The sequence below is a fragment of the Shinella sp. genome, assembly GCF_052438155.1.
GTDB lineage: Bacteria > Pseudomonadota > Alphaproteobacteria > Rhizobiales > Rhizobiaceae > Shinella.
Map to the genome: position 1 here is coordinate 1 of NZ_JBQVPI010000059.1, position 12,434 is coordinate 12,434.

Consider the following 12,434-nt stretch of genomic DNA (forward strand, 5'->3'; position numbering starts at 1 on the left):
GGGTGAGCTACGATGAGCCGAAAATCCTCTCTTCTCAATTAACCCAATTCTGTCTCATGGGCGCTGATGTCGGACATATGCTCTTTGCCTAAACTCGGATCGTCATCTACTTGAAGAAATCTGGTCCACCGATGACGGGAATGAGTTGCTAAAGTATCTCGACGATTTTTCGCCGCGGTCACGCTCGTGGCTGAAGCACAAGTTGCAGCGTCGCTGGAAGCTGAGTGATTTCACGGAAGCGTTTCCTGAAGATGCGGAACCGGAGAGTGTAAATTTCGTCTTCAGCGCCTTCTACGCAGGTCGGGTCGATTCAATTGAACGCTTAAGGCGCTCCAAGGCGCTGTTGAAATCGAGCGACTACTCAGCGATCTTCGCCGAGGCGATGGTTGATCTCGCGCGCCTAAATTATCAATCCGCGATCGAGAAGATCACGATCTCAGCCAAGCGCGCGCCGCAAAGTGCGTCTCATCAGATATTGCAGCAGGGCCTTCGGGTTGCCGCGATTTCTCACGTTGATGCAGGCGAACTCATCGACCACGCCCGCAAGGTATCTTCCGTGCTCCGTGAGCCTGGCTCCGGGAATCCTTGGCTGGCAAGCTACTATTCGTTCTGGATTGCTCGTCTAGTCCCGGAGGTCGGGGCGTTGCGGTTTGAGGTGAAAGGCCTGGCGGCGATACTCGAGGGAGAAGATCCCCGCCAAATAGCCAAGCGGTCAAAGCTAAGCGCGATACAATTCAACGATCTATGCCTTCTTGGGTCGGCTGAGGATCCGGATTTTGCCATCTATTGGCTTCACTCGATCAATCCCAAGAAGCTTACGCCCTCCTCGCTCCGTCACGTTTACAATTATTTGCACGCCGAGCATCAACATCTTATCCCGAGATCCGTGCTGGCAAAACATGAAGTCGGTTCAGTACAGTCTTCACCCTCGGTTCGGAAGAACTGGGAGGCCGCCGTGAGTGGCTACCTGAAGTCGAAGGACAAAGGGCCAGGTGGCAATGTGCGATCCTTGCGGAGCGCGATGCTTATCAATGCCAGCGACATCCTAATTGGATTATTGATCGCGAGCATCGAGAGAACCTCAGTGAGCACCAACGTCTCTGAGCGTGAACTGGTACGCGAGCTTTTCAATCGAACAATAACTTCAGCAGAAAACGTCTCTTCGATCGCGGCAGCGTCAGTCCGTCAGTTAGCGCGAAGTGGAGACCTTTACGAGGCTATCATTGATCAAAGGGATGATTACGAGATTCGCAAAGCTTTGACGAATTGGCTACGTTTCTTTCAGGTCGATATCGACGCGCTGGTATTGGATCGCAATCGAAAACACCGGTAGATCAATAACTTCAAACCAAATAAAGGACACAGCTGCGTGGTGACCTCGTCGGCGGGAGCGGTTAGCAAGCCCTCGAAGCAGAGAGAAGCCTGAAGCATGTCGTATTACCTCGTTAACCATACGTCGCTGGTCGAAGGCGAAGATGAGATTCAGGAGGCTCACAAAGTTTTGGCGAAGCTACAATCGGGCGAGCCTGCGCGGTTCGCGGTCAAGTTTGACGACGAGAAAGTAACGCGGGTGACGGTCAGCAAGGTCTTTGATTCCACAGGCCTCGCTTTGGTCCAGGCGAGTGACTTGTCATCGCTGGAAAGGGATTTGACGCGATCAAGCGTCGGTTCAGAGGGAAAACAACTCCAGTATTCCTACGCCACGGGTACCGACCGTGAGTTACACGATTTGCCTGCTGCCGGTTTCGTGGACACCGAATTAAGGTGTTTCCAATGAAACAGAGCGCGTGAATGCAACGAAGGATGTTCGCCCTCCTGTAGCCACGCAACAGGAGCCGTATCGTTACTTGGAATTTCTACAATAAATCAGTCGCTTAGTGATGCGCATTTACCGGGTTGCAGGTTCATATCCGCTCAACAGCTGAAGGGTGGTTGCTTGGCCGCTAGAGATTCTCCCGAGTATGAATGTCAAATGGGACGATCCTCGTATGGCTGGCATTTTCGCCGTTTGACGTCATCGCCCTTATCATGCCGGTGATGGTCTCGCTTGCCAGGCGGGCCAGGGGATGGGCGATCGAGAGGCTTATGGTTCCGTCGAGCAGGGCAGCCCTGACATTGTCCATCAATTCGTAGCCGACCACGATCAACGTCCCGGCGCGGTCGCTGGCGCGCAGTGCTGCAAGCGCACCGCTGATCCCGCCGCCGGCAACATAAAGTCCTGCGAGATCGGCATGGTCCTGTAGGAGACGTTCGGTCATTTCCTGGGCGACGGCTGAGGATTCGAATGTGGAAAGTGGCTCGAGCAGCACGAAGTCCCGGGCGTGCTCGCGAAAGTAGGAGCGGAACCCGGTCTCATTCATTTCCTGGTTGCGATAGCGCGGATTGCCCATGAGGATGCCGATCTTTCCGGGCGCCTTGCAGATGTGATCAAACGCCCAGGCGGCGGTTCTGCCGACCTTCCAGTTGTCGAGCCCGATATAGTGGATCTGCCCCGTTGCGGCGAGCTGGGATATCAACGCGAACACCGGGATGCCCTTTGCCTGGATTTCCGCAAGGGCTTGCGTGACGACGGGGTGCACGGCCGTGGTGATGCATATGGCATCGCAGTCCTCGGCAAGCGCCAGCGCCCGTTCGGCCGTATTTTGTGGCGAGAGATCCTCCAGATGTTCGATCCTGAGATCGATATCGGCCGAGGTAGCTTGCGCGGCCGCGTCGACAAGGGCTCGTGCGACCAGCCTGTAGAACGGGCGGTGCGGCTGGAGAAGAAGCACGCCGAACCGGTATTTCGGGCGCGCGGCTGCATTGCGTGCCTGTATCGCCCCCAGTCCGTAGAAGCCGATCGTCGCCGCCGCCGCCTGGACCTTCTCCCGCGTGCTGCCGCTCACATTTTCCGAACCGGACAAAACCCGGTTGGCCGTGGCGATGGAAACGCCGGCCGCCTCGGCGAGATCGCGGATGGTCGGTCTTCTCACGGAATCCTCATGAGATAAAATATATCATTTAATCAGCTTTATGAGACGAATGATACGTTCGTACCCCTCAGGAGAAATGCGCCTTGATTTAATAGACGTCAAGTTGGCATTGTCTGTTCAGAGGACGGCGGGTGACGCAAACGCGGTGCCCCGCCTGGAGGAACTGCCTTCGACATCGTCAGGTCTGCACACTTTGGGCTTTCGCCCGGAGACGTCGTGCTGTGCCGCGACAGTGAGCCGGCGCCGTTTCTCCTGACCCTTTGACGATAAGGCGCGATGCGCCCCGGAGGCATGACGATGGACGATCTCAATTTCGGAACTCGCAACAAGCGCGGCGACTGGACGCCGAACGGACATATCGAAGTCGCGCCGTTCTGGGCCTGGCCGCCCAAGCTGATGGCCGTGCTGAAGTGGCTGCCGGAATATGTCTGGCCGTGGAATGCCTTCCATATGGCGACGGCCCTGCTTTACTGGTTCTACGTCGTGCCCGACGTCGAGGTGATGAAGACGCTGAGTTGGGGCTGGCCGCTCTGGCTCTACGCCGTGAATGCAGGTGCGATTTTTGTCTTCTACGGCTCGGTCGAACTGCTCTTCTACGTCAAGCGCAGGCAGGGCAACCGCTTCAAGTACAATGCCAAATTCCCGGGCGAGCAGCCGTCCGATGTCTTCTGGTTCAAAAGCCAGAACATCGACAACTTCCTGCGCTCGTTCTTCATTTCGATCCCGCTGTGGACGCTGGTCGAAGTCTTGTTCCTCTGGGTATTCGCCAATGGCTGGGTGCCGTGGCTGAGCTGGGCGGACAATCCGTATTATCTCGCCTTCCTTGTCGCCGTGGCACCGATGATCCACGAGGTGCACTTCTTCTTCATCCATCGGCTGATCCACTGGGGTCCGCTCTATCGCTGGATCCACTCGGTGCACCACAATTCAGTCAACCCGTCGCCGTGGTCGTCGCTCTCCATGCATCCGGTCGAGGGTTTTCTCTACCATGCCGTCGCCTTCTGGCACCTCGTCATCCCGTCGAACCCGATCGTGGCGATGTTCCAGCTTCACATTGCCGGCTTCGGCGCGGTCAATGGCCACATCGGCTTCGACAAGCTGGAGGTCACCGAGGAAACGCCGATCGATACCCATGCCTATGCCCACTACCTTCACCACAAATATTTCGAGGTGAACTACGGCGGCGATGGCCTGATCCCGCTCGATAAGTGGTTCGGCACCTGGCACGACGGCACGAAAGACGGGGACGTGCAGATGCAGGCCCGCTTCCAGGAGAAGAAGGAGCGCCTAAACGCCAAGACGGCGCGCGCAAACTCCTGATCTCAGATGGTGCTCAGCACCCGCGAGGAGGCGGGTGCTTTCCAAAACGGGTCGCTTCGACCCATCCAGTCAACATTGCAACCCGCCACTTGGCGGACACAGGGGAGGAAACCCGATGACCAAACTAATCACCATGACGAAAGCGCTCACAACCACGGTTGCCATCTGTCTTACCGCAAGCGTCGCCATCGCTGCCGACATCGCGGTCGTCGGCGGCAAGACCGACGATGCCTTCTGGACCAAGATCAAGAAGGGTGTCGATGACAGCCGGTTTGTCGTCGAGGCGAACGGCGGCAAGGTCACCTACCTGCAACTTCAGTCCTATGACAATCTCGGCCCGGACGCGGCCGGCCTCGTGCGCACCGCCATCAGCCAGGGGGTCAGCGGCATCGTCATTCCCAACTGGGTTCCTGAAGCCGAAGACGAAGCGATCAAGGCGGCGGTCGACAGTGGCATCAAGGTCATCCTGATGAACGCCGGTTCTCTCGAAAAGGCCAAGGAACTCGGCGCAATCAACTATATCGGATCCGATGAGTATATCGCCGGTGTCGCTGGCGGAGACTATTTTGGCAAAAACGGTCAGAAGAATGTGCTCTGCGTCAACACGCTGCCGGGCAGCGCCAACCAAGAAGCACGCTGCAAGGGCGTGATTGATGGTGTCACCAAGGCGGGCGGTGCGGGCAAACAGCTGCCGCTGCCGGCGACAAGCTTCGGGGATCCGACCGCGATTGCGGAAGCCGTCAAGGCGACGCTTTCTCAAGATGGCACTATCGACAGCGTGATCACGATCGCTGCCGGCGACGCCGATGCCGCCGCAAGCGGGATTCAGCAGGCCGGCAAGGTCGAGGCCGTCAAGCTTGGCTCGTTCGACTTCAACGAAGCCAGCCTCGATCGCATCAAAAACGGTGCGCAGCTCTTTGCGATCGATCAGCAGCCCTATCTCCAGTCCCTTCTCGCAGTGTCGCTGCTTGCCTCCCACATCGATTTCGGAACGGATCTGCCGGTGAGGCCGGTTCTGACCGGACCGGGCATCGTCGATGCGTCGAACATCGAATCGACGCTTGCAGGCGTGTCGAAGGGCGCGCGCTGACCGGCGCGCTTCAGGGCCGCTCCCTGTGACCTCCCCAGGGAGCGGCCACCGCCACAACACGGCAAAGCCGGGTAGGGAACCATCATGAACTCGAAAACCGCAAGCCAGCCGATCGTCGTTGCCAAAGCACCGGCCCCATCATCGGCAACAAGCTTTTCCATCGGCGGCCTTTTCCGACGGCCTGAAGCAGGCGCCTTTCTTGGCCTTTTCGGTGTCTTCGCCTTTTTCATAGCGTTCGGAAGCATCGACTTCCTGAAGCCCGCCGGTGCCGCAAGCTGGCTGAACGTTGCCGCCAACCTCGGAATCGTCGCTTTTCCCATCGGTTTGCTGATGATCGCCGGGGAACTGGACATCTCGATCGGCTCGATGATCCCGGCAGGCTCCATGACGGTCGCGATCATCTCTGGCTATTACGGCCTTCCGATCTGGCTAGGTATCGCTGCGACGCTTGGGCTGGGTCTCGTCGTCGGACTGGTGAACGGGTTCCTTGTGGTGCGCACCAACGTGCCGTCCCTCATCGTCACGCTCGGCACGCTCTTTGCTGTCGCGGGCCTCGTGCTCGGCCTGTCGGTCCTGCTGACGGGTACGACGAGCGTCGCCCTCAAGGCACCCGAACTCGCCAAGTTTCTGTTCGGCCAGTTCGTGGCCAACACGTTCCAGGTCATCATCTTCTGGTGGCTGGCGCTGACCGCCATCTACATCTACGTCATCCACTACTCGCCCTACGGCAATTGGATCTTCGCCATGGGCGGCGACAAGGTCAGCGCACGCAATGCCGGCATTCCGACGGCCCGCCTGACCATCGCCCTTTTCGTCCTTTCCTCAACGAGTGCGGCCTTCGTCGGCATGTGCCAGGCGATCCTGTTTAACTCGGCCCAGGTTTCCGCCGGCATGTCCTTCATCTTCAACTCGATCATCTCGGTGGTCGTGGGCGGCGTGCTGCTCACAGGCGGTTTCGGCTCGATCGTCGGTATCTTCTTCGGCACCATCACCTTCGCCGTGGTCAACCAAGGCATCTACTTCACGACCTTCGACCGCAACTGGTCGAGCCTGATCATCGGCGTGATGCTGCTTCTGGCGGTGCTCATGAACAACACCTTCCGCAGCATGGCACTCTCTTATTCGCCGAAGAAGAAGTGAGGTCGATCATGTCTACGCCCATCCTGAAGCTTAGAAACATCTGTAAGTCCTTCGGTCCGATCGATGTCCTCCAGGACATCTCGCTGGATATCTGTCCTGGAGAAGTCCTCTGCCTGCTCGGCGACAACGGCGCCGGCAAGTCGACGCTCATCAAGACGCTTTCGGGTGTGTATCGCCCGAACTCCGGCACGATCGAGATGGACGGCAAGCCCATCGAATTCGCCGGCCCGCGCGATGCCAGCAACCGCGGCATCGCGACGGTTCACCAGTTCGGTGGCACATTCCCGCTAATGAGCATCGGCCGCTCGTTCTTCATTGGCGTCGAGCCGACCAAGGGCTGGGGACCGTTCAAGATCTTCGACCGGAAAAAGGCGAACGAGATCGCCGTCAAGGCGGTTCGCGACTTCGGCATAACGCGGATCGAGGATGGCGACCGCCTGGTCGGCGGGCTTTCGGGCGGCGAGCGGCAATCCCTCGCCATTGCCCGCGCCGTACATTTCGGCGCGAAGGTCCTGATCCTGGACGAGCCGACGGCGGCGCTGGGTGTGAAGCAGGCCACCCATGTCCTGCGGATCGTCAACGAGGCGAAGCGGCGGGGTCTCGCGGTCGTCTTCATCACCCACCAGGTCATGCATGCCATGGCGGTCGGCGATCACTTCGCGGTGTTGATCCGCGGCGCAGTCGCCGCCGACTTCCGGAAGGGGGAAAAGTCGCGCGAAGAGATCACCGACCTGATGGCGGGTGGCGAGACCATGGCGGAACTCGAAGCCCAGATCGACGGCTACATGGAGACGCATGACGGTCATGTGCCTCAGCATGCGGGTACGTCGGCCTGACGCTACCGCTTCAACAGACCCTGAACTGCCAAAGGATAAAGACATGGGGACCTGGACCCGCGCTTGCGCAACCGAGGACGTCGAACTCGAAGAGCAGATTCGTTTCGATCACAGCGGACGCACCTTTCTGGTGATCCGCAGTCCGGACGACGAATTCTTCTGCATCGACGGAATCTGCACACATGAACACGTGCACCTCGCTGATGGCCTGGTGATGGAGGGCATCATCGAGTGTCCGAAGCATAGTGCGCACTTCGACTACAAGACCGGGGAGGCGATGCGTGCGCCTGCCTGCATCAACCTTCGCACCTGGCCGGTCAAGGTCGAGGATGGCGACGTTTTCATAGAGATTTGAGACGATGACACAGTTTGCATTGGCGGCTTGCGCCGAAATGATCTGGCGGGACCGCCCCATCGAATGGCGGGCCTCCCGTCTCAAGGACATGGGTTTTGGGGTCGGTCTGTGGAACTGGCCTGAGCATGATCTGGCGAAGCTCGAAGCCACCGGCGCCACCTTCACCATCATGAACGGATATCTCACCGGCCGCCTGACCGACGAGGAGGGTGCCGCCGAGCTTCTGCGCACCGCGCGCGAAACGGCGCAGGTCGGCAAGCGTCTCGGCGTGCATCGGCTGAACCTGCACGGGACGGGGTTGGGCGACGGGGGGCTTCCCGTTCAACCCATCGAGGTCGTGACCGGTGCGATGTGGCTGAAGGCGCGCGACACGCTTTGCCGTGTCGCCGATATGGCTGAAGCTGAAGGGGTCACTTTCACGCTGGAAAACCTCAACCTGCCCGTCGACCATCCGGGCGTCCCGTTCGGAAGGGCTGAGGATACGCTGGCGCTTGTCTCCAGCATCGATCACCCGCGGCTCAGGCTCAATCTCGACCTCTACCATGCCCAGATCGGCGAGGGGAACCTGATCGAACTCTGCCGCAAGTGCCTGCCGTGGATCGGCGAGATCCAGGTGGCCGACGTGCCGGGACGCTGCGAACCAGGCACTGGTGAGGTGAACTGGCACGGCATCGCCAAGGCCTTGAAGGCAATGGGATATGCCGGTCCGGTCGGCATGGAAGCCTTCGCTTCCGGCGACCCCGAAGCCGCCCTCGAAGCCTTCCGCAACGCATTCACGGTGTAATCCCATGGTTCACAAGAACACGCGCCCGACCGTCGCCGACATCCGCGCCATGAAGGTGCGGGGTGAAAAAATCTCGATGCTCTATGTCACCACCCTTGAGGAGGCCGCTGCCGCGGACGCCGCGGGCATCCATATGCTCTCGATCGAGGGGCGCTTCTTCTCGCCCGAAATGCGCGAGGCGGCGGGCCGTTGCTTCGTGCAGGTCGGCCTTCCCTATGGCGGATGGGGCAAGTTCGAGGGCCGTCCGCTGGCGACAGCCGAGGACTATCTGCGTGCTGCCTACCATTTCTCCGCCATGGGTGGCGACTGCTTCTACTGTGCCGCCTCGCTGGATATCCAGAAAGTGCTTTGCGACAACCACGTCCCGGTCGTCGCCCATGTCGGGCTCATTCCTTCCTACATTACCTGGACCGGGTTTCGCGCGGTGGGCAAGACTGCCGAGGAGGCAACCAAGGTTTTCCGCCATGTCAAACAACTCGAAGCGATCGGCTGCTTCGGCGCGGAGCTGGAGGTCGTGCCGGACCGGGTGGGTGAACTGATTTCCAGCAACACGTCGATGATCATGCTCGGCATGGGTGCCGGCCCCGGAGCGGACGCGCAATATCTCTTCGCGGAAGACGTGCTGGGCCACACAGATGGCCACCGACCGCGCCATGCCAAGACCTACCGCAACTTCGTCGCCGAATTTGGCAGGCTCCAGAAGGAGCGCATCGCCGCCTTCAGTGAGTTCATTGCGGACGTCAACACGGGCGCCTATCCGCAGCCCCGACACAATGTCGCGATCGGCGATGTGGAATTCAATGCTTTCAAGGCCGAACTCGGTCTCTGATCAGAAGAGGAAAATCTCATGCTTAACGTTGGCCTTCTCGGCGCCGGCCGCATCGCGGGCGTGCACGCCACGGCAATTTCCAGCCACCCGGGCAGCACGCTCGTCGCCGTGTCCGATATCAATACGGTCGCCGCCGAAAAGATCGCGGCGCAATATGGCGCGCAGGAGCGCGATACCGCTGCCATTCTGGAGGATAGCACGATCGATGCCGTACTGATCGCCACCTCCACCGATACCCATTCCGACTTGATCGAGCGGGCGACGGCCGCCGGCAAGGCGGTGCTGTGCGAAAAGCCGGTCGATCTCAGCCTGGCGCGGGCGCGAGCCTGCCAGAAGGCGGTCTCCTCCAACGGACGTCCGGTGATGATCGGCTTCAATCGCCGTTTCGATCCGAACTTCTCCGCCCTCAAGAAGGCGGTCGATGCCGGCGAGATCGGCAAGCCCGAACTTCTTTCCATCACGTCCTTCGATCCAGCACCCCCCCCGGTTTCCTATATCAAGGTGTCGGGTGGCCTTTTCCGGGACATGATGATTCATGACTTCGACATGGCGAACTTCATCATGGGCGCGCCGCCTGTCACGGTGACGGCAGTCGGCTCGTCCATCGTCGATGCGGAAATCGGGGCGGCGGGTGATGTCGACACGGCCGTAGTGACGCTTACCTATGCGAATGGCCGCATCGCCGTCATCAAGAACAGCCGCCGGGCCGTCTACGGTTACGACCAGCGCGTGGAACTGCTCGGTTCCGAAGGTCTGCTCCAGGCGCAGAACATGCTCGAAAACACCGTGGTGAAATCGACGACGCAGGGCGTGACGGGGGCAAAGCCCACCTACTTCTTCCTCGAGCGCTACATGCCGGCCTATGCCGCGGAATGGGCGGCCTTCGTGGAGGCGGTGAACGGTGGAACGCCGCTGCCGGTGACGCTGGAAGACGGCGTTGCCGCACTTGCCATGGCGGAAGCGGCGACCCTCTCCATCCAAACCGGTGACCCTGTCTCGCTTGCAAGCCTCGTTGGCTGAGTTTGGCGAAGGACCTTCCCGGCGCACCACCGTCGGGAACGTCCTCAAGGCCTTGTTGAAGGAGGCGCCGGGCCTCCGGCAGCAGAAAGCCCGATCCAAACGGTCGCGTTATCTCGCCCGAAAGTCCTTCCTGCGCATTTCGAGGAGATTGGAATGTTGGCATCCGCAAGCGTGAAGGCTCCGCCGAGCATTCGAGATCTCAAGCAGTTGATTGCCGAACGCTGTATCGAATTTCCGACCCTTCTGGAACAAGCGATGCGGCTGCTTCTCAGCAAGCCGGAGATCATCGCGTTCGGCTCCCTGCAGTCGGTGGCGCGAACCTGCGGCGTCTCGGGGACCACCATCATCCGCCTCGCGTCGCGGAGCGGGTATGCGAGCTTCAAAGAGATGAAGGCCGCCTTTCGCCAATACCTGATCGCCGTCGCCCGGACGAACCAGTAACCGGCCCAGACAACAGCAAAGGCTCGTTTAATGACTTCTTTCGTTATCATTGGCGCAGGCGAGTGCGGTGCTCGTGCTGCCCTGACCTTACGCGAGCGTGGTTTTGCGGGTGATGTGACACTCGTTGGTAGCGAGACCCTGTTGCCCTACGAGCGGCCGCCCCTGTCCAAGGAGGGCCTTCAGCAGGGTGTCGAGCCCAAATGGATTGCCGATGCCGGTCGCTACGAAGACCTCGATATTGCAGTGCGGACCGGGGTGACCGCAACCGATATCGACCGTCAGCAAAAGACCGTTAGATTCTCGGATGGCTCCACGCTCGGATACGACAGGTTGCTTCTGGCGACGGGCGCGCGACCGCGAGAGCTCGCCGATGTTGCCTCTCCGCTTGGGCGCATCCGCTCGCTGCGGACACATGCGGACACCTTGGCGCTCCAGCCATTCCTACAAGCTGGCCGGTGCATTGCCATCCTCGGCGGCGGATTTATTGGCCTCGAACTTGCAGCCAGTGCAAGAAGGCTGGGTGCGTCGGTGATCCTGCTCGAAGGGCTACCGCGTATCCTTTCGCGCGGCGTACCCGCGGAGATCGCGGCGCTGATCGCTGATCGCCACGCGGCCGAGGGTGTCGATATCCGCTGCGGGGTGAAAATCCGGTCCGTCACGGAGACGGACGCTAACGTCTCGATTGACCTTGAGCACGCGGACCGCGTTGCCGCAGACGTTCTGGTTGTCGGGATCGGCTCCGTTCCGAATACGGAGCTTGCTGCGAGGGCAGGCCTCGCCATCGAGAACGGCATCTCGGTCGACAGCAGCCTGCGCACCAGCGATCCAGACATCTTTGCCGCCGGTGACTGCTGTTCTTTTCCCTCGGTCCACTTCGGTGACCGACGCCTGCGCCTGGAATCCTGGCGAAGCGCGCAGGAGCAGGGTATTCGCGCCGCGGCGAACATGACGGGCGCGGCCGATATCCGGACATCCGTGCCGTGGTTCTGGTCGGACCAATACGAGCTGACGCTCCAGGTCGCAGGGCTTGCCGATGGGGCAACGACGATCATCCGGCGCAATCTCTCCCCTGATGCCTTTGTCCTGTTCCATCTCGATGGAGAAGGTCGGCTGCTTGCCGCAAGCGGTATCGGACCGGGCAATGCGGTCGCCCGCGACATTCGCCTCGCCGAAATGCTGATTGCGGCCGGCAGACGGCCCGATCCCGCAGCGCTTGCAAACCCAGATATCAAACTGAAGCAGCTGCTCGCCGCCTAGCGGCTCATTCCAGACTTCAAGCAGAAAACAAGAGAAAAGATGACCTCCCACGTCCTGACAGTATCCTGCCAATCGACCCGCGGAATCGTCGCCGCGATCACCGGCTACCTCGCCGAAAAGGGGTGTTACATCTCGGATTCGTCGCAGTTCGACGATCTCGAAACCGGCCTGTTCTTCATGCGGCTCACCTTCCTGTCCCAGGAAGGTCTGTCGGAGGAGGACATCAAGGCCGGCTTCGCGCCGGTCGCCAAACCCTTCGGCATGAACTACCGCTTCAACGACAGCGACGAGCGCATGAAGGTGCTGCTCATGGTGTCGCGCTTCGGTCATTGCCTGAACGACCTGCTCTACCGCTGGAAGATCGGCGCGCTGCCGATCGACATCGTCGGC

13 protein-coding genes and 1 pseudogene are annotated in these 12,434 nt (G+C 60.1%); 13 read left to right on the forward strand and 1 reads right to left on the reverse strand.

The annotated features are described in order from the left end of the window. Window positions 1–145: 145 nt before the first annotated feature. A complete protein-coding gene (locus tag ACT6VE_RS33485) occupies window positions 146–1,333 on the forward strand; it encodes a hypothetical protein (RefSeq protein WP_444802497.1) in 1,188 nt (395 codons plus the stop codon). A 96-nt stretch (window positions 1,334–1,429) separates the two neighbouring features. Then, complete coding sequence (locus tag ACT6VE_RS33490; protein WP_444802498.1) at window positions 1,430–1,777, forward strand: hypothetical protein; 348 nt, start codon at window positions 1,430–1,432, stop codon at window positions 1,775–1,777. A 166-nt stretch (window positions 1,778–1,943) separates the two neighbouring features. Here ACT6VE_RS33490 and ACT6VE_RS33495 read toward each other — a convergent pair whose 3' ends face one another. Next, window positions 1,944–2,972 (reverse strand): LacI family DNA-binding transcriptional regulator, encoded by a 1,029-nt coding sequence (locus ACT6VE_RS33495; protein WP_444802499.1) that lies wholly within the window; start codon window positions 2,970–2,972, stop codon window positions 1,944–1,946. Window positions 2,973–3,269: 297 nt separating this feature from the next. On the opposite strand from ACT6VE_RS33495, the gene ACT6VE_RS33500 reads away from it, so the two are divergent. The 11 genes and pseudogenes from ACT6VE_RS33500 to purU all read left to right on the forward strand — a co-directional run. Beyond that, complete coding sequence (locus tag ACT6VE_RS33500; RefSeq protein WP_444802500.1) at window positions 3,270–4,292, forward strand: sterol desaturase family protein; 1,023 nt, start codon at window positions 3,270–3,272, stop codon at window positions 4,290–4,292. A gap of 115 nt (window positions 4,293–4,407) precedes the next feature. Beyond that, entirely contained in the window at window positions 4,408–5,382 is a 975-nt protein-coding gene (locus tag ACT6VE_RS33505; RefSeq protein WP_444802501.1) for a substrate-binding domain-containing protein, read from the forward strand. Between the two features lie 159 nt (window positions 5,383–5,541). Next, complete coding sequence (locus ACT6VE_RS33510; protein ID WP_444802509.1) at window positions 5,542–6,522, forward strand: ABC transporter permease; 981 nt, start codon at window positions 5,542–5,544, stop codon at window positions 6,520–6,522. Between the two features lie 8 nt (window positions 6,523–6,530). Further along, on the forward strand, window positions 6,531–7,358 hold the full coding sequence (locus tag ACT6VE_RS33515; RefSeq protein ID WP_444802502.1) for an ATP-binding cassette domain-containing protein: 828 nt from the start codon (window positions 6,531–6,533) through the stop codon (window positions 7,356–7,358). 43 nt (window positions 7,359–7,401) lie between these two features. Next, window positions 7,402–7,713: a MocE family 2Fe-2S type ferredoxin gene (locus ACT6VE_RS33520; protein ID WP_444802503.1), complete on the forward strand. Its 312-nt coding sequence runs from the start codon at window positions 7,402–7,404 to the stop codon at window positions 7,711–7,713. A 4-nt stretch (window positions 7,714–7,717) separates the two neighbouring features. Next, on the forward strand, window positions 7,718–8,497 hold the full coding sequence (locus tag ACT6VE_RS33525) for a TIM barrel protein (RefSeq protein WP_444802504.1): 780 nt from the start codon (window positions 7,718–7,720) through the stop codon (window positions 8,495–8,497). Between the two features lie 4 nt (window positions 8,498–8,501). Then, window positions 8,502–9,326, forward strand: coding sequence for a 3-methyl-2-oxobutanoate hydroxymethyltransferase (locus ACT6VE_RS33530; protein ID WP_444802505.1), 825 nt, complete (start codon window positions 8,502–8,504; stop codon window positions 9,324–9,326). 18 nt (window positions 9,327–9,344) lie between these two features. Continuing rightward, entirely contained in the window at window positions 9,345–10,346 is a 1,002-nt protein-coding gene (iolG, locus tag ACT6VE_RS33535) for an inositol 2-dehydrogenase (RefSeq protein ID WP_444802506.1), read from the forward strand. Between the two features lie 153 nt (window positions 10,347–10,499). Further along, window positions 10,500–10,787: a MurR/RpiR family transcriptional regulator gene (locus ACT6VE_RS33540; protein WP_444802507.1), complete on the forward strand. Its 288-nt coding sequence runs from the start codon at window positions 10,500–10,502 to the stop codon at window positions 10,785–10,787. A 30-nt stretch (window positions 10,788–10,817) separates the two neighbouring features. Continuing rightward, window positions 10,818–12,044: an NAD(P)/FAD-dependent oxidoreductase gene (locus ACT6VE_RS33545; protein ID WP_444802508.1), complete on the forward strand. Its 1,227-nt coding sequence runs from the start codon at window positions 10,818–10,820 to the stop codon at window positions 12,042–12,044. A gap of 39 nt (window positions 12,045–12,083) precedes the next feature. Beyond that, window positions 12,084–12,434, forward strand: a pseudogene (gene purU, locus ACT6VE_RS33550) (formyltetrahydrofolate deformylase); the annotation flags it as partial.

Excerpts from the sequence above, each read along its gene's own strand:
- ACT6VE_RS33490 (WP_444802498.1), top strand. The coding sequence starts at position 1,430 with ATGTCGTATTACCTCGTTAACCATACGTCGCTGGTCGAAGGCGAAGAT.
- ACT6VE_RS33500 (WP_444802500.1), top strand. The coding sequence starts at position 3,270 with ATGGACGATCTCAATTTCGGAACTCGCAACAAGCGCGGCGACTGGACG.
- ACT6VE_RS33505 (WP_444802501.1), top strand. The coding sequence starts at position 4,408 with ATGACCAAACTAATCACCATGACGAAAGCGCTCACAACCACGGTTGCC.
- ACT6VE_RS33515 (WP_444802502.1), top strand. The coding sequence starts at position 6,531 with ATGTCTACGCCCATCCTGAAGCTTAGAAACATCTGTAAGTCCTTCGGT.
- ACT6VE_RS33520 (WP_444802503.1), top strand. The coding sequence starts at position 7,402 with ATGGGGACCTGGACCCGCGCTTGCGCAACCGAGGACGTCGAACTCGAA.
- ACT6VE_RS33525 (WP_444802504.1), top strand. The coding sequence starts at position 7,718 with ATGACACAGTTTGCATTGGCGGCTTGCGCCGAAATGATCTGGCGGGAC.
- ACT6VE_RS33530 (WP_444802505.1), top strand. The coding sequence starts at position 8,502 with ATGGTTCACAAGAACACGCGCCCGACCGTCGCCGACATCCGCGCCATG.
- iolG (WP_444802506.1), top strand. The coding sequence starts at position 9,345 with ATGCTTAACGTTGGCCTTCTCGGCGCCGGCCGCATCGCGGGCGTGCAC.
- ACT6VE_RS33540 (WP_444802507.1), top strand. The coding sequence starts at position 10,500 with ATGTTGGCATCCGCAAGCGTGAAGGCTCCGCCGAGCATTCGAGATCTC.
- ACT6VE_RS33545 (WP_444802508.1), top strand. The coding sequence starts at position 10,818 with ATGACTTCTTTCGTTATCATTGGCGCAGGCGAGTGCGGTGCTCGTGCT.